Origin of the sequence: Paenibacillus violae, from assembly GCF_032461945.1 — a bacterium.
GTDB classification, from domain to species: Bacteria; Bacillota; Bacilli; order Paenibacillales; family NBRC-103111; genus Paenibacillus_E; species Paenibacillus_E violae.
The window spans coordinates 35,790-53,553 of sequence record NZ_JAWCUD010000019.1 but is presented as its reverse complement, the minus strand read 5'-3'; the positions used below and the strand labels follow the sequence as shown (position 1 = coordinate 53,553).

Annotated in this window: 8 protein-coding genes; all 8 read right to left on the bottom strand. The window is 47.6% G+C overall.

The window, feature by feature from the left end; genetic code table 11:
• Positions 1 to 17 precede the first annotated feature (17 nt).
• Positions 18 to 8,246, bottom strand: coding sequence for an S-layer homology domain-containing protein (locus RQP52_RS34095; RefSeq protein WP_315955958.1), 8,229 nt, complete (start codon positions 8,244 to 8,246; stop codon positions 18 to 20).
• A 326-nt stretch (positions 8,247 to 8,572) separates the two neighbouring features.
• On the bottom strand, positions 8,573 to 11,965 hold the full coding sequence (locus RQP52_RS34090; RefSeq protein ID WP_315955957.1) for a collagen binding domain-containing protein: 3,393 nt from the start codon (positions 11,963 to 11,965) through the stop codon (positions 8,573 to 8,575).
• 183 nt (positions 11,966 to 12,148) lie between these two features.
• Positions 12,149 to 12,910 (bottom strand): class D sortase, encoded by a 762-nt coding sequence (locus RQP52_RS34085; protein ID WP_315955956.1) that lies wholly within the window; start codon positions 12,908 to 12,910, stop codon positions 12,149 to 12,151.
• A 93-nt stretch (positions 12,911 to 13,003) separates the two neighbouring features.
• Positions 13,004 to 15,496, bottom strand: coding sequence for a stage II sporulation protein E (gene spoIIE, locus RQP52_RS34080; RefSeq protein ID WP_315955955.1), 2,493 nt, complete (start codon positions 15,494 to 15,496; stop codon positions 13,004 to 13,006).
• A gap of 350 nt (positions 15,497 to 15,846) precedes the next feature.
• A complete protein-coding gene (locus tag RQP52_RS34075) occupies positions 15,847 to 16,437 on the bottom strand; it encodes a S1 domain-containing RNA-binding protein (protein ID WP_157324483.1) in 591 nt (196 codons plus the stop codon).
• Between the two features lie 105 nt (positions 16,438 to 16,542).
• Complete coding sequence (locus tag RQP52_RS34070; protein WP_161407612.1) at positions 16,543 to 16,863, bottom strand: FtsB family cell division protein; 321 nt, start codon at positions 16,861 to 16,863, stop codon at positions 16,543 to 16,545.
• A 15-nt stretch (positions 16,864 to 16,878) separates the two neighbouring features.
• Positions 16,879 to 17,454, bottom strand: coding sequence for a spore cortex biosynthesis protein YabQ (gene yabQ, locus RQP52_RS34065; protein WP_315955954.1), 576 nt, complete (start codon positions 17,452 to 17,454; stop codon positions 16,879 to 16,881).
• Positions 17,451 to 17,738, bottom strand: coding sequence for a sporulation protein YabP (gene yabP, locus RQP52_RS34060; RefSeq protein ID WP_157324487.1), 288 nt, complete (start codon positions 17,736 to 17,738; stop codon positions 17,451 to 17,453). The genes yabQ and yabP overlap by 4 nt, the downstream gene beginning before the upstream one ends.
• Positions 17,739 to 17,764: the final 26 nt, after the last annotated feature.

Below are 17,764 nucleotides of genomic sequence, written 5' to 3'. Positions count from 1 at the left end.
TCCTGCCTCTATTTTCATTACCAGAGTGGCTCCGGTATCATCTTGGTTAATGTTTCTGAGCCGTCTTCATTGCGTTTGTACTCGTGCGTATTGGCGCTTTCCTCTACTTGCTCGAAGCCCCAATAAGACGGGGAGACGTCAGGGAAAGACTGACTGGCGTTTTTCAATGGACCGCGGTGCAGGAGACGATTAATCATCGTCACCGCTTCTGCGCGAATCATCGCTTGCCCCGGTTGGAAGGAGCCGTCCGGATATCCGTTAATGATGTGATAACGGTAAATCTCCTCGATCTCATTCTTCGCCCAGTGCGCAGAAATATCATTGAAATGAAGATTGTTGGATGCATCTGCTTTCAGGTTCAGGTAACGGGCTATGACAGCCGATAGCTCAGCACGCGTAATCGCGGTATCCGGCCGGAAGGATCGATCCTCATACCCGCCAAATAAGCCGGCTCTCGTAGCAGCCTCAATGTACTCACTGCCCCAATAAGCGATTGGCACATCCGGGTAGAGCACTTCCCCTTTCACTGTGCTGCGCAGATCCATGATCCTTGCGAAAATTGCCGCCACTTCTGCTCGGGTAATATTGCGCAGTGGCTTAAACTCCAGATCAGGGTATCCCATGATATATCTGGTGTGCTTGCTATTCTCATAGCGGTTCGAGAACAACATCACTTGAAGTGTAGACTTATCGTCTTCCAGATGTACGAGTGTTGTCTTACTTGAAATCCATGCTTCGTTCGTTACGTTTTGTTCCGCTTTAAGAAGGGCGTTGGATAACACTTTCACTTTGTAGGTCAACGACCCTTTTCCATTCGCGGCCAAATCACCGATCGCCCACGTGATCGTATTTCCGTTCACGGATCCGCCTGCTGCGTCAGCGACCGTCGTGTAGGTCGGAATTTGTGCGCTAACGCTAACTCCCTGCGCTAATATACCTGTTTTGTTGCTGTATTCAACCGTAAACGTGATTTCTTGTCCTTCTCCATAATTGGCTTTATCCGAAAATAAATGCACGGACAAGTCAGTTTGGCCCGGCAGAATCATACCGCCTCCGACAGAACCGCCATTGCCTTTGTCTGATGTTGATTCCCGCTGCATTTGCAAATCATGCTTAACGATTGCATATTCTACGGATATCGTCGGGCTGATATACGTCACATATCCCGGTTTCGTGACTCGGATGTAGTAATCCGATGTCGGGAAGACCATATAAGCGTAATCTCCGGCAGCGTCTGTATTCTGCGGGTTCTTGTTATCGTTTGGCGCGAAGCCTACAAGAACAGGGAGTGGAACCATGGTATGCTTAGTTTTTCCATTAATTGCATTTCTAGGCGTATCTGCATAGTACAGCTCAACATGCGCATCTTCGATTACTTCTCCCGTGATGGCATCCGTAACTTTACCATAAGGGTCGATTAGTTCAAGCGCAATGTTCAGTTCGCCATCGCTGCTGATTTTCAGCTTCGACAGTTCCCCTTGGGCGTTCTCATTCAGCACAATGAATACGCCCGGCTCTACTTCGTAGCTAATTTCCATCTTGTATTCGCCTTGCGTCAGGCCGTTCATACTGAACGTTCCGTTGGCTTGAAGCGGAGCGTTCGAAATTTCATGATTCGAGCCGTCCAGCAATCGAACTCGCATTTTGTTCGTCATGTCCGCAGGAAACACACCGACACTCTGATTGTCGTTACCTACTGCAATAAGACCGCTGGCCCCTTTGGAAGGCATAAATTCTTCATGTCCTGCTCCGGAAACCACACCTGCCGTTATCGTTTGTGTGTAAGTAATAAGCTGAGTGTGTCCGCCGATTTGAACGGGCTTCGTAATTTGCATTTGATAATCGACGCCTCCGCGAGGGATCGCGATCTTGTAATAGCCTTGGTACGTATCTTTCGTAACCGTGTAAGCTTCTCCGGTAAAGTCGATGCCGGGATTCGCGTCAAAATTAGCCGTAATGACAACATGAGCACCATTAACCGGTGTGACAACGCCATCGATCATCTCAGTAACAATCCCTACAATACTCGCCGGCTCAAAAGTCATGATAATTTGCGCTTTGGCATGCAGGTCACGCGGACTGTCGTCAGCAATTGCCTGAATCGGGAACCGCTCGGAGATGATGCCTTCAATAACGGCAGACTTGAACGTTACCTTTGCTTCACCTTTTTCATTCGTGACAGCCGATGAGCCACCAACGAAAGTACCTATTGGAGCACTGAAGTTAACTTGAACATTCGAAAGCGGTTGACCCGCTTGATCCAATACGACTGCCGTTAAAATAGTCGTAGACTGCCCATCGCCGACAATGCTGCTAGGATCAGCTGTTAAGATTAAGCGATATTGGCTGAGCTCGGCATCTACGATAACTTGGTTGCTTCCAACCGTGCTCGGTATCGCATAGAATGCTTTGCTTGCCTCTGCGTAATTCTCAGCTTGTACTACGATGCTGTAACGTGCTGCCTTACGTTGTCCAAAATTGTAGCCACCGTTTGCATCCGTTGTTGTTTTCGCGATTTCCACATGGCTGGCATCTTCATTGTACAAGGTAACGGTAGCACCAGCGATTGGCCGGTGTTCTCCTGCAACTGTAATGGTACCCAGAATTTCAATCGCATTTTTCACCGTAAAACCATTATTGCCGCCAAATGCGCCGTTAGGTGCATCTGTCTGGATGTCATGACCGCCGATTGCCGTATCATAACCCTTGAAGGTTAATTTGAACGACTCTGACGTCTGATTACCCAGAATATCGTCCGGCAACCGTGTCAGTACGTTTTTCCATTCTTTATGGCCATCTGTGATGTATGTTTCCGAATTCGTCAGGACGAATTGAATGACTTCGGAATGGGTGCCATGGATATAAACAGCTTCCACTCGCTGTACATCGTTAGAGCTAACGGCTGAAAGCTTCAATGGATCCCCTGGTGCAAGCACCGGCTCTGTCCATGGCGAGCGCGGCTGACTACCTGCCCATCCGTCAAGCGGATCCCCAACAACGTATAGCTTATCTTGAATGCTCTCTTCTTTTCCGCTCTCAACAGCCGATGCCTTCAGGCCGATCAGATACGGATGATCGTTGTCATACGGAGTGCCTTCCGGAACATGAACGACTAACTGCAGCGCCTGCTGCTCTCCGGCATTTAACTTGAAGCCAGGAACTCCGCCTTGATTCACATCCGGGGAGATATAGGTCCATTTCCACTGCCCTTGATCGAATGCCCACGTGGCTGCCACTTGGCCATTAACGATCACATCCGTAGTAAATGGCGTGTTCACTTCAAGCTTAAAGAGATCTACACCCGCTCCAGTATTCGTCACGATGTGCGGGAACGTTGCCGTTTGTCCGGCCTTCACACTTTGATCCGGAGCTGTATTCAACGTGTGCTGCCCAAGTACAATGGCGTTGATTAAGTTCGAACTCAGCTCATCATACTTCTTCCCGCCCTTTGAAGGGAGAGAATAGTATTCGTTCAAGGTATACTTGACGCTATATACCGAGCTAACGACGGTTGCGTTATCCGCCTGTACCTTGAATTGTAATTCACTGTTGCTGCCAGGCTGAATCGGTAGGCTTTCCCAAGTCAAGCTATAGGTAGATCCGCTTACTGTAGCCCTAGGGTCTGCCCAGCTGATATGAACGCCGGTTGGAAGCTGGATCGTCGTGAACGGGTTGAACGCGGTACTTTGCCCGTTATTCGTCAGCTTCATCGTGAAGAGAAGCTCTTCACTCGCCGTATCGAACGGAACGGAGCCGTCCTGACGAGCCGGTTTGCTGCTGCTTAGCAGCAGGGAAATGTCGGGTTGCACGACGTTCACGGACAGCATCTCGGCTGATATTGTTCGTGGCGCGCCTGCAGTCTCCGCCGTCTGATAATCAAGCTTCGGCGTGATCTGTGCGATGTAGCTACCCGCCGGTCCATCCGTTTTCAACCTTGTAACAATTTGATACTGCGCGGATGGGTCCATCGGACTGGCATCCCCTGTAATAGACCCGAGTGGATACTTATCTCCAACTTTCGGAATGTCAGTGACCGAGCCGCCAACGATTTTACCTACCGAAATGATTTCCTGTTGAACAAGCCCTGACAGCGAATCAAGATTTACATGATACGTGGTCGTATTAAGCGGCTGATCCAGACTCAGGAGATAGGTCACTTCATCGCCAGGGCGCACTGTCGTCGTGCTGTTGTTTGTCGATTCTTTGATCGAAGCCGATACCGTCAACACATCGACAGAGAGTACCTGCGGCAAGGACACTACAGGCGTGTAAATGGCAACTGGGGTGCTCTCCCGGGACTCGTATCCGGTTATTTTACCGTTGATCGTAATACCCGTTGTCCCCGGTAAAACTTCTGGCTTCGTAGTGACTATGAAGGTCACTTTCTTTTTGCCGCTTACAGCAAGATCAGAGAGCGCTGACCATGTAAGCGTGTCGCCACCGCTAAGGGATCCGCCATCCGAAATCGAGCCTGGCTTCACATTCAGTTCGCTTGGCAGCTTGACTTCCACCGAAGGTTTGTATGCTGTCGCGTTCCCAACGTTGTTCAGTTCAAACTCAACTGTGATTTCGGTGTTGGTTTTGGAAAACTTCGTATCGGCAATCGCCACCAGAGCCATGGTTAATTTCGGCTGCAAAATTGCAATGCTTGTTACTGCATCAGCCGTTTGCGCTGAGTCGGAGCCGTTCTGCTTATTCCACTTGGCCACGGCCGTAGTTTTGTACGGAACTACTTCACTTGCGTCGAAAACACCTGCCTTCGCTCGTGCTTGAAAGGTGTATGTGAAAACTTTGGCCCCCAGTGAGGCATCCGTCTCCGAATTAGTTAGAACTTTGGTGAGCTTGTTTCCTGAAACTGTAAAATTATAAGGATTGTTCGTTAACGTAAAGTTGCTTCCAAGAGAGTCGACTACATCTTCGACAACAACGTCGTACGCTATCGTCCCGTCAGGTATCGTAACTTCAACTTTGTAGTCTACGGTATCTCCTGGACGAATCTTGGTGATATCGCCACTGCTCGTTGCCGTAATAACATTTGTAATCGTGACGCGCGGAACATCAACGGTAGCTGAACCTGCTACGTAATCATACTTGGCGCCGCCACTATCAGGCAGACTGTAGTAGTCTCCAGTGGAAGCTAAAATGCTTTGCGTTGATCCTGACCCCTTGACGTTGTCAAGACGAGCAGTGAATGCGTATGTTTGCTCGGCATTATTAGCAAGTGTCGCAACTTGCGGGAACGTCATCGTAACCCCAGCGGCCGTCCCGTCTCCAGAAACAAAACTAAATCCTGCAGGCAGAGTTACTGTTGGCGTAAAGGTATAGGCCGGGTTCAGCCCCTTGTTCTTCACAGTGACGGTGTAGGCTCGGGTGTCGCCTGCTTTCATGGATGTTGTACCAGGACTTAAGGTGATTTCCAGCTGCGGCGCTTTAATGGTCACCGTAGGCTTTTGTGCGCCCTGAACAGATAAGGTTTTCTCTGTTGCGGATGCTTCTGGCTTCCATTTGAAGGCTGCGCCGGATGTATCACTTACGGATGTACCGGCATTAATCTTCTTAACGGTGGTTTTAACATAATACGTATACGTCGCGCCCGGTACCTCCGCCATTCCGGCGAGTTTAATGAGGCCTGCTGTTGTCGTATCAACAGTTGGTGATCCCGTACCTGTATGTGTCAGGGAATCATACCCCGTATACGTCGCAACATAATCTTCATTACTTGGTATTTCAATTTCTACCGATGGTGAATAAGCCACATTGTTAGCCGGGACTTTCACTTCCACCTTGTAGACTACCCAATCTCCAGGCTTCAAAGAGGTTTTCGTACCCGAAGTATCCTCAACCGTCTTCGTAATCGTCGGTCCGGCTGCTGTCAGATTGGTCGTCGTCGTCTCCTGCCCGGTGTAAGGGCGATTGATGACTCCTGCTGATGTATTATTTTGCCCATAGTAGGTCCAGCTCGCATCTTTCAGCACAATATCTCTGCTCGCGCCGATTGGATCGATTAACTGAGCTGTATACGTCAGCGTCACCGAGTTGGCATTGCCCGGTTCTATGGTAGGAATTTCATTGAATTTGATCGAAGTGCCTGTCTGCGTATAGTCTTCACTACCCGGTAAGTCCTGCAAGCCATCCGCTAACTTATCCGTCAGCTTCACATGATAGGCCGGTGTCGATCCATTGTTCGTTAGCTTGATTGTAACTGTAACGGATTCATTTCCGTGAAGGTCAATCGTTTTGTTCACTGTGCGCGTTATGCTCACATCTGGTTCTACATAGGCTAATTCAACTTCCTTGCGCTTGCTCTCAACAATACCTTCAGAATTCTCATAGGTAAGGACGACCAGGTTTTTAGCCCCTTTGTCCTTGGTGACGTAGCTGGTATCGTTTTGAATCCGCACTTTTACCTCGGTGGCAAGTTGGCTTACCTGACCCTCAACTAGATCCGTGTTGCCAAAATCCCACACGAGAGCTTGCATATCATCTTCGTATGTAGGCGTTATTCCATTAATTTGATAAGTGCTAAGTGAGCCTTCATACATGGTACCGAGAGGCAGATAGTCATAAAGCTTAACTTTGTGCTGTTTCGCCGGCAGGCCCACAGCGTCGTATGCCACTTTAAAGCTAGCTGTATCACCTACAGTTACCGCTTGCTTCAGCTCATTAACCGGCTGGCCTCCCACGGTAGTTCCATCGTTCACTCTAACGATTTTTTCACTAACACTAGGCGTTGTCACATGAATGTCCGTTGAATCGGAATCGGTAACCGTTCCTGACGAAACAGATACACCGCTTACCTCAGCTTTGTTGACGAGAACGTCCGCTGCAACTACATTGCTTCCACCGGATTTAGCAACCTTCCAGGTCGACCGAACGGTGGCTTCATAAGTAATCGTGAATTCACGATCCGTAGCACTCGCGTAATCCATATTTCCTAGCGTCCACGTTAAGGCTGTAGTTCCATCCACTGAAGCTGTTTCCGATAAACCACGGGATATTGATGCACCGGTTGCATCCTTAACTTCTGCCGAACCATCGACAAAGACCTGCCCGTCACCCAGCGTATCTTTCACAGTGATCCCTGTCACAGGAACGTACTCGTTGACTTTGACACGCAGCGTGTACACAAGCCTGTCGTTGTATCCGACCTCGCTTCCCGCTGAAGAACCCGCCTTCTTCTGTACACCTTTATAAATCACGATATCTCTAGCAGTCACCTTCTGTGTCACAGACCCCGTAAAAGTTTGACCATCCACGGTAGCAGAATAGTCAAACTTATCGTCCTTCTGTGTGCCATGCGTCATGATATGATTGCCTGCGTCCGTATTTAAAAAGGCCGCCTGATAACTAAACGTTTTCTTGCCTTTTCCGTCCTCGCCTGCCACTGTTAGTGCCGGAAGCGTCCAGTTAATGGTGCGCACCCCGTTGGCAACCGTTTGTGTCGGCGTTCCGGTTTGGCCTGTAAAACCGTAGTGCTCAACTGCCGCATCCGTTGTCTCTTTAAAGAGTGTAAATGTTGTAGATGACCGTGCATTGTTAACCATTTCGATCTTATAAGGAAGCTCTCCCCACTCTGCGCCTCCTGCAGGAGGTGCATCATCAGGGCCCGCCCCCTTCACATTCTTCACATCATTGATAAGTCGGATGGAAAAAGGCGTGACCTTAATGGCTTTGCTCCACGTCTTGGTAGGAAGCGCAGCGTCATAGTATAACTTGCGGGGATCACTGCTCGCATATAACCGAACCGTAGGCGTCAACATGGTCCCAAACGGAACCAGACCGCCGCTATTTGCTTTCCTGTAGTTATTAGAAACTTTGATTTTCACAGGAAAATCGAAGCTTTCCCCGGCAGCGATATCTTTGATATCCTTCCAAAAAGCTGTAATGGTTCCTGTTACGCCATCCGTTACCACCGTACTGGGACTCATATCCGATGCCAGCTCAAGACCGTCCGGCAGTACAACTTCAACGCCAGCGTTGAAGGCCATCGTTCCCGGAGCTTTATTATGGGCATGGACCAAAATTTCCGTATCGCGTCCTAGTACAGCTTCCGATAATTCTTTCTTTTGTAGTCCATCCGGATCATTAGGATCTGAATCGTACCCGGTTACATTAAACTCATCGAGCTTGCTTCCGTCAAATGCATAGGATGGTGCAGCCTGCACCGCGCCAAGCATACCGCCAATTAACTGGATGACCAGCATCAGCGACATCAGAATGGCCATTTTCTTCCGATAACGCAGCATGATTTACCTCCATTATAATTGTCGCAACCCAAATACTGTTCGCTCATCTTAGATGCACGATTGCTCAGATTTTCCTCAGCTCAAACACTTGATCTTCCCATTCTGTAAACCCAACATTAACGACTCCCCACACAACCTATTGCCATCCCTCACCCCATTTTTTTAACTGTAAAGAATCTATTTATAGTTAACCATGATTATAGTCCTACTTGCAAGTAAATATAGGACCTAATTCCTATTTATTGCAAGAAATATGTCATAATTTATCACAATAAAACAAAAAAAAGCCCTAACAGCAAATGAGCTGTTAAGGCTTGGCATCAACTTTAGTTTTTACGCCATTTTCTCCGTAAGAGGAAGCCTAGAAGAATGAGCGCCAAACCGGATAATTTCACTGCCGTGTGACTGGACTCGCCTGTCACCGGGAGTGTCTCCGGCTCGGGGCCTTCCAGTGTCGTTGGCTCTGGACTGAGCGAAGGCGCAGACCCGTTTGATTGGGCAGGCGTTGGACTCGGCGACAAACCAGGACTTGGGCTCGGGCTTGGATTCGGGCTTGGGCTTGTGCCCAGACCCGGACTTGGCGAACCGGACGGAGCAGGCGACGTACTTGGCTTCGGTGATGTTGAAGCACTCGGAGTTGGATCCGGATCATTCGATGATGAATCGTGTTTTGGCGGATTCGTTGGCGTGCTGGATGGTGGGTTAGACGGCGTACTAGACGGCGAATCAGTTGGCGTACTAGTAGGCGGGTTAGATGGCACGGTAGACTTAGTATTGGTTACAGTGATTGAATAATTCTCACCCGAACTTAAGGATACCGGATATTCCTTATCCGCATCCAAAGCGTACCCAGCAGGCGCTGCACTTTCCTTCACTACATAATTGCCCTTAAGCAAGCCTGTGAAGTTAGCAACTCCATTTTCATTCGTGGTCATTGTACCAATCCGATCCAACACCCTGTCGGACTTCCGGTACAAGTCAAAGGTTGCTCCACTGAGCAGTACTGTGTAATTGGACGCATCCACCTTTTTCACGGAGAGCGAGCCCCTTACACCGCTGCCTGTGCCGGAACCGCTCGAAACGCCAACAATAATATCCTGTACGGTTTCCTTGGTCACTGTCGTTACATTGTTGCCACTCAGGATAACCTTATTGGAAACCGTATCCTTATCATTGGCCGCGATGAGCGATTGGTACTCCAAGATATAGGCGGAACGAATAGGATTCACAAATTGCAGGCGGAACGTTTGTTTGCCGCTTGCATCTGTTTCGATAACCAAAGTATAGTCGACTTCCTTGGTTAACTCTGCCCCTTTCGTTACATTGCCATTCATATCAACTATCGTTTTAAACAGATGGAACGTATCCAACAGCAGCAGCTGATTTACCGTAGGCGTATCGATTAATAAAGCATCATTCAAAGTTGACTGTCCTTGATTAATCGTTATCGTCCAATTAATCTTGTCGCCGCTTTGTAACCCTTTTTTGCTGACGTACTCGCCTCCATGTGGAATGTTCACGGTCGCTTTCAGATCGTTCGACACAGGTTTATCCGCATCGAATAGTTTGGCTGTGTTGTTTACAGTGGCACTGTTAATCAACTGTCCGTCCAGACTCGTTTTAAAGACGATAGAATACGGCCCTAATATAGGTTGTTTAAATGAGAGTTTCAATTTATTAGCTGCATCAATTTGATACTCGTACTCAGAAGCATCTACTATACTGCCTAATGTTGTAGTCCCATTTGGGGCAATGACCATCTTATAAACATTAAGCGTGACTACATCGAGCTTTTGATTTGAGTCCAAGAGATCCTCAACGACAGCTTGTTCAATGGGCTTACTATTATAGTTGACCCCTACGGTCCAAGTAATCTGTTTGTGCGCAGCGTCATAGGTACCGTTTTTGAAACCATTATTCTTGACTTCGTCCCTTGTATAAAAAATATCCGTAACTGTCTTGGTTTGCTCATTTTCCCAACGATCCAACCAGGCCATTTGAGCTGTGTTATAGAAATCTGTTCTGCTGCCTGCAGGTTGAATCCAATCCAGATTAAATGCTGTTTTGTAATTAATGGTCACCGGTCCGGTTAAAGGATTCTTGAATCTTACAATAAAGCCATCCTCAGGAGCTACAGAGTCGTCTAATGTATATTCAGATGGATCCAGCACTCCTGCGCCTTGCTTGACTTTAAAGGTATCTGGAAGAAGACGAAGCCCCTTGTAAGGGAATGTATCTGTCACAACCACGTGGCTCATTTGCTGGTTGTCGCCATTAATCGCAATATTCCATTCAACTATCTTAGTATTATAATCGATATGCCCGTCGCTTTTGACAATTGCCACCTGATTAATTGGCTTAACAACCGTATCACTGCTTCCACCACCTGAAGTAACTGTGTTGGTTACGGAACCATTGTCCAAAACAGGTTTGCTTGCCTTCGTTTTATAAATTATTTTATAAGCTGATGAAATATCTTGAAGAAACTGCAGCTTGAATCCCTTCTTACCCTCTGCCGTCTGCGGTGTTAATGTATACTCTGTAGCAGGCACTACACTACCCAACACTTCGCCGCCTGCCCCATTAAATGTGACCGGAAATACTTGAAAGGATTCGGCTACTAACTCGTGGGACTCATTGAATAGGTCTGATAACCAAGCTGTCGATTGCGGGATATTCCCCTCATTATAATTATATTGAATTGCCCAACTTATCGTCTGCGTTCCTGTCGCGTAGTCAGTTGCGATCTTCTTAAGCACGCTTCCATGCTTGACTTCAACTGTTGCAGTTGCTTGAACCGGTGTCTTATTGCTTCCGGACAGTGTCGCTGTGTTCACAAACGATGACTTGGTTGAGTCCGTAATTGGCGTTGCGAACTGTATCCGGTATGCATGAGTAATCGGGTTATCAGCAAAGTGAACGGCAAGAATGCTGCCATCCGTGCTTACTGTATACTGGCTGCTATCCAACAGCTCTCCCAAAATCATAGTGCCATCCAATTTTACGTCCAGAGAATAAACCGCAACGGAAACAGGAACAGCCAACCCCGCAGGTATAGGATCTTTTACGACCGCTTGTTGAATGGAGTCCATCGACTTGTTCACATCAACGGTCCAATCAATTTGCTTCGCATTAAAACCGTTAGCCACACCTGCTTTACTTATGGTAGAAGGAACATCCGGCCTGAAAATAAGGGTAAAGACCTCTTCTCCCGAATTTATCGGAATCGTAATAATTTGCGTTGTCGATCCAGTTATTTGGCTTTTATTAAACTGGGTATTGATCGTGAGGGTCCCTCTTACATTATCATGGCTTTCAATGAAGTTATTAAAAGTAATGATGACTTGGCGGCTGTCCTTGTTCACTTGAAAGGTTCCAACTTGATCGTCACCAGTAGTCAAAGTCCCACCCACGTTATTAAATAACAAAAATTGCGCTGGCAGCATAAACGTATAGGTGTCGCCTGCACGGTAACTATGACCGTCCGGCAAAGACCAGGTATAGTCCAGCCTTACTCTAGCTCCCTGATCGTAGACGTTTCCTGTTACGACTTGTCCCGCACTGTCGTAAACAGCCATCGACACGCTCTCCAAAATGTTATCAGTATTGGAGATTTCAGTAGCGTTTGCTTTGGTTGAAACACTGACTGCATACAAGCACTGCATGAAAACTAACAATATAACGAGTAGCAGCTTCAATTCCTTCTTCAACATCTTCATAAATTCCCTCCATTCCTACACGTGTGTGGACCAAAAAAACTTAATTCACCTTTGATACAAAATGTATCAGAAAATACCACACTATACAATACATAACGTATCAATATAATTATTATATGATACATTTTGTATTGTATACGTCATAACTGTTTCACATCGGACTAAAGTGAAAGCAAAATCTTTTTAGTCCGATGATTCAACAATTTTCCCTTTTATAATTAAACGGTGCGTCGGATTAACCATGGGGTCGCAGGTAATTAATGTTATTTCCTTATCCTTGCCATTACCCTTTAAGACCGAAACATCTGTAGGAAGGACATATTGCTTATCCTCCACCATGTATTTGAAATGTTTGCTCCCTGTCTCCACTTGAATGATGTCACCCAGATCAACTTCATCTAATCGGTTAAAATTTTTCCCATAGGTCAAATTTCTGTGGCCAGCTATCGCATAGCTGCCTACCTCGCCCGGTTTCCCCGTATTAGCAATACTTGCAACGGATACCTTCAAATTCTGCACGGTTGCGTCGGTCAAAATAGGAAGTTTCAAATTGATTTTATCGATCCGCAGTACACCCTCCACATTTTTGGGCAGCGGTGTCGGTTTCGGCGCAACTTGCATCTCCAGAGGCTGTGCCGGCTTTACACTAGGCGGATTAATTGGTGGATTAGTAGCAGCCGAATCAACAGATCCCGCGGTATCCACTGGGCCCATAGCACCCAAGCTGCCAGTTGCCTCGACTTTTCCTATGAGCGTATCCACACCCTCAGTTTGTGCACTCTCACTCTCCTCCTGCGGGATCTGATCCATGAGCTGCAAACTTTCCTGCCATTGATTCATAATCTTCTGCTGCTGATAACTCTCGTACCGGTCATTCAAGGCTGGATATAGAAAAATCAAGACCCCGAGGATGATGCATGCGAGAGAAAGCACTTTCCTGAACATGCCATACCGCCTTTCTCATAAATCCTGTAATACCCTTATTTTCCCACACCAAAACCGCAACAGCAAATGAGCTGTTACGGCTTCATTTTCTAACTAACTGACTGTTTTGGGACGCTCCATGCGCGTAATCCCCGGCCAGCGGAATGTCGCCCACTCCGGCTGCCGCTTCTCTACGCGAGCGACAACGACCGTCATATCATCCTGAATTTCGCCATGATGATGGCGGAAAATTCGTTCCAGCAAACAATCCGCGAACTCTTGCGGCAAGGTCGTGTCAATCTCATGGATCATGCGCTTCATCCACATCTCCTTATTCACCGCATGACCAGGCGCATCATAGATCCCATCGGTCATCATGACGAGGATATCTCCCGATTGGAGAGGGATAGAAACCAGATCGACATCGATCTCGCTTAAAATGCCCACAGGCAGATTATTCGCGGAGATGGAGATCACCTCGTTCCCTCGCTTAATAAAGCTCGGTATGGAGCCAATTTTCATGAACGTCGTATTGGCATTGTACATGTCAATCAAAGCCATATCCACCGTTGCATACATCTCATCGGAGGAACGGAGCATCAGCACGGAGTTCAGAGACTTGATCGCCAGCTTCTCGTCCATCCCGGACTGCAGCAGCTGCTGCAGGATGCTAAGGGCGGTCTGACTCTCGGCCCGCGCCCGCTCGCCGTTGCCCATGCCGTCGCTAAGCGCAACGGCATACTTGCCATTGCCCAGCTCCACCGTGGAGAAGCTGTCGCCCGAGAAAAGGTCGCCCCCTTTGGCCGCGCCGGCGACCCCGGTCTCTACTACGAATTCTTTGGCAGAGCCGAATACGACCGTGCTGTAGCCTTCGCCGCGCTCATGCATCTCTTCGCGCATTACGGCGACATTCTCGCCGATGATTTCGCTCAGCAGCGGCGCAATGATTTTCCGGCATTCATCGAAGCCTTTCGTGTATTGATGAATGATTTCAATTTCAATATTTCCTTCATCTAAGGAAATGATGTCGATTGTATGAATCGATAAGCCCAGCTCCTCTAGCGCATTGCGAATTTGCTCCTCCTGAAGGAACAACTCCTGCCCTTCCCGTTTAATTTCCTTCGCCAGGTCCTCCATCACCTGCGAGACACCAGATAGCTGATCTGCAACCAGATGACGGCTATCCATAATTTGTTTTTTCCAATGCAAATCATTTTTGTACAAGCTATATTGCTGCTTCATCACATCAAGCACCTGATCCGTCCGATTACACACCTTCTTCCATTCCGCAGGTATTTGCTTCTTCGTCATATTCTCCTTTGTCTCAATATTGGTCATCATATCCGTCATAAACGTATAGGTTTGGTAAAATTTCTGATCCCAGCACTGGCTCTTCTTCCAGCAGGATTCACAAGTTTTCTGTGCAACGGCATTCATGAAATGCCCAACTTCCTCCTCCTTACGGCTGACCGCATCATCCGTCGTTAATTGTTTAAAGCTGCGTGACAGCTGCCGGAACACTTCCGAGAACTGTTCCACACGGCTGGCTGTCACATCGCGAACCCGCTTCGCATAGTCCTGCTGCGATTTGAGATTCTCCTGCGTGCCAGGCACATATTTGGCAAGCGTAAGAATCAGGCTCCTCGGCGTAAGGAGAAACAGCGTAACGGCCGCAAGCGATTCCCATGCGGAGTTGATCATATCGGCACTCGAACCTATATAGAACGATAGAATCGAAGATCCCAGCAGCATACCGAAAGCAACAGCGAGCCGATTCCCTTCCTTGAGCAGTCCCGCTAACATTCCAGAGAAGGCAAGCAAGCTCATTTGATAGATGGCGTTGCTATTTGCAAGACTTAAGATAAGCCCTGTGATGACGCCAACCGAGGCTCCAAAAGGCGCTCCGCCTACCAATGCAAATAGTAGAATCAAGTATCGGGAGAGCACGTGCTCTACGGTGACAGGCCCCATTACCCAGCTCACCGTCCCTGTCATAACGGATGCCAACAAAATGATTAAGCAGATGATTTCCTCATGTTTCAAATGATAGTTTTTACGGGTAAGTGTGAATACCGGAATAGCTTGTATGAAAATCAGTGTCAGCACTAAACTAAGCAGCGCCTCTACGGACAGCATCATCAGGGAATACCAGCTTAAATTCGATACGACCAACTCTGCAAAAAGCTGAACCAGGAAGGTTGAGCTGAAAACGAGCAGCGGAGCGAGTGTAAGATCGGAACGCTCAAACTTTTCAAACGCTTTTTGAATGAGCAGGAAGACGATAATCTCAGTAACAAGATATCCTGTATTCGAATTGATGGACAGTAAGCTACCGGCAAACGCCGCAATACCCACCCAATGTAAAATGTCTCTCCTCGTAAAGTAGATAACTGCGATAAAGGCTAAAGCAAACGGAGATAGCTGTTCGAGGATCATCGCACGTCCAAGAAGGAATGCCATGACGATGAGGAGAAAAGACCACTTCTTAGCCACAAAAGCTTGAACAAAACGATTTTCCACTGCCGCACTATGAGCACCTGTTTTCGCTCTTTGCCATATTCCTGACCATCCACCGCTAATCGTCGCTCCTAGGCTTCTTCTTTGCATGCTTTGAACACCATCCATTCTTCCCTTATTTGTTTCTCTAGTATAGAGACAATCTAGCAGAAAGTTTGTCAGAATGAGTTGATAGATTCAAAGAAATTTCCGACAAGCCGCGCCAGCCGTGTCACCCACCCCCAGCCCTTGCCGCGTCTCGCTTTATTACGCTGAAAGCGTATCCAAAAGTCTGATCCTCCCGAACTTTCGCCACGCAGATGGGGGAGATACCCGTAACTCCATGTCGATTGGAATTGACCATACGATGAATTGTAATAATTGGTAATTCGGCAGAAACCATTGCAAAATAAAAAAACCACACCCGCCTAAGCGAAATGTGGTTCTATTATAAGCATCTATTAGTCTCTTCTTCCGCCTCGACCACCGCGTTTGGACTCGGTGTTCTTCTTCAGAGACGAAATCCGCTCTTCACTATCTTTAAGGAAACGAGATACTTTATCTTCGAACGAGAACGGTCTAGCTCCGCCTTGCTGCTTGTTAAAGCCGCCGCGACCGCCACCACCGCCGCCGCCACGATTGAAGCCGCCGCCGCCTGGACGACCGCCGCCTGGGCCACCACTAGGAGGACCACTGCGTTCTCCGCCACTGCTTGGACGACCACCTTGGAAGCCGCCTGGACGATCTCCGCTCGGGCGTCCTTGATAGCTGCTGCCACCTGTACGTTCAGGACGAGCTGGTCTTTCCTCAACTGGCTTGTCAATCGTTTGCTTGATCGACAGTCCGATCTTGCCATCCTTGTCCACGTTAATCACTTTGACCAATACTTTGTCTTCCAGCTTTAAATGGTCATTAACGTCTTTCACATAATTGTCTGCGATCTCCGAAATGTGAACAAGACCGGTAACTCCTTCAGCAAGCTCGACGAATGCTCCAAAGTGAGTAATCCCCGTCACTCTACCCTCTAACTTGGTGCCAACTTCAATTGCCATAAAGTAAAATGTTCCTCCCTTAAAATGTTGAAAACACTGGCTACGCCGATTATAACCGATGCAGAAACCACGGTCAACACGGCATTCGCCCCTTCTTCAGTCCTTTTATTGCTTCGAGACACTAAGTGGCGTCTCTCCCGTTTTGCTATAGTGAAAATCCCGGCGAATAATTTGATCCAAGTATTCGTCATTATGAAGCCTACTGATTTCCTTCTGCGTCTGCTCCTTGACCTTCTTCGCATCAACGAGCTGTTGCTCCATATTCGCCACGGCATTTCTCTTCTCGTGAAGCTTAGCGAACTGCCCCCAAATGTTAACAGCAGCCCAACTCATAAAACAGAGAACAAAGATCATCAGAAAACGCAGTCTTCGCTTTGAGCCTACACTACTGCTGCGCTTGTTTGGTGCGGTTGCTTGAGCCTGCATGTATAGGAATTCCTCCTACTTTGAGAATAACCTGCGATATAACGTTACGATCTTGCCCGTCAGCTTCTTCAACCAATCAGGGATCACGAAATATTTATGCACAGGCCGAGTCATCCAGAGGAGTAATCTCCACAAAGGATAAAGCAATTGTAGCACAATTCTGTAAAGGAATATAGCTACAGCAAGCAAAAAGCCCAAAATTATCACAGTTAGACGATATAAGCCAATGATCGGTTTAATGATAAGAATTTCGACGGTTTTTGCAATAAACTTGTAAATCGCGATAACTACTCGTATGAGAAACAGCGTCAGATGAACCACTACCTGGCTGAGGAAGGCGAAATAAAAGCAAATACCGATCCCCATTCCCAGAAAAATAAACATACGAACTTGTCCTTCATTGCTGTAAATCAACAGTCGGAACACAAGGATTGTCGCCACAATCCAATACACCGTATCAACGAGCGGAATCGTCCATCGCGGCAGCCTGAGCTTACCGGAAAGCACTCGAAACACATCAAACATCGCGCTAATGGCGACCCCGCTCAAAAACATCATAAAAATCGTGTGGAATTGAACGTTCAGCGTCACTTGAATAATTTACCAAGAAATCCCTTGGATTTCTCCTGGGTATTTCCATCCACATACGATAATTCTTGAATAAGTCCTTCAATGGCGACTAACCCCTGCTCCAAGCTCAAATTCTTAATGTGCAAATTCTGCCCCTTGATCATCAAGTAGCCCATTTCCGTTTCAAGGAGGAACTCTTCGCTGTCAAAGCTCTCTACGTTCAAAACTCCGGAGATCTCCAAGAGCTTGCGATTCAGCATTTTGATTTCTTGCCGTTTGTTCGTATTTTTAACGGGTTCCATCATGGCCTGTACCCCTCCTTCATCTATCA

Coding starts and splice junctions, on each gene's coding strand:
- RQP52_RS34095 (WP_315955958.1), bottom strand. CDS start 8,246: ATGCTGCGTTATCGGAAGAAAATGGCCATTCTGATGTCGCTGATGCTG.
- RQP52_RS34090 (WP_315955957.1), bottom strand. CDS start 11,965: ATGAAGATGTTGAAGAAGGAATTGAAGCTGCTACTCGTTATATTGTTA.
- RQP52_RS34085 (WP_315955956.1), bottom strand. CDS start 12,910: ATGTTCAGGAAAGTGCTTTCTCTCGCATGCATCATCCTCGGGGTCTTG.
- spoIIE (WP_315955955.1), bottom strand. CDS start 15,496: ATGCAAAGAAGAAGCCTAGGAGCGACGATTAGCGGTGGATGGTCAGGA.
- RQP52_RS34075 (WP_157324483.1), bottom strand. CDS start 16,437: ATGGCAATTGAAGTTGGCACCAAGTTAGAGGGTAGAGTGACGGGGATT.
- RQP52_RS34070 (WP_161407612.1), bottom strand. CDS start 16,863: ATGCAGGCTCAAGCAACCGCACCAAACAAGCGCAGCAGTAGTGTAGGC.
- yabP (WP_157324487.1), bottom strand. CDS start 17,738: ATGATGGAACCCGTTAAAAATACGAACAAACGGCAAGAAATCAAAATG.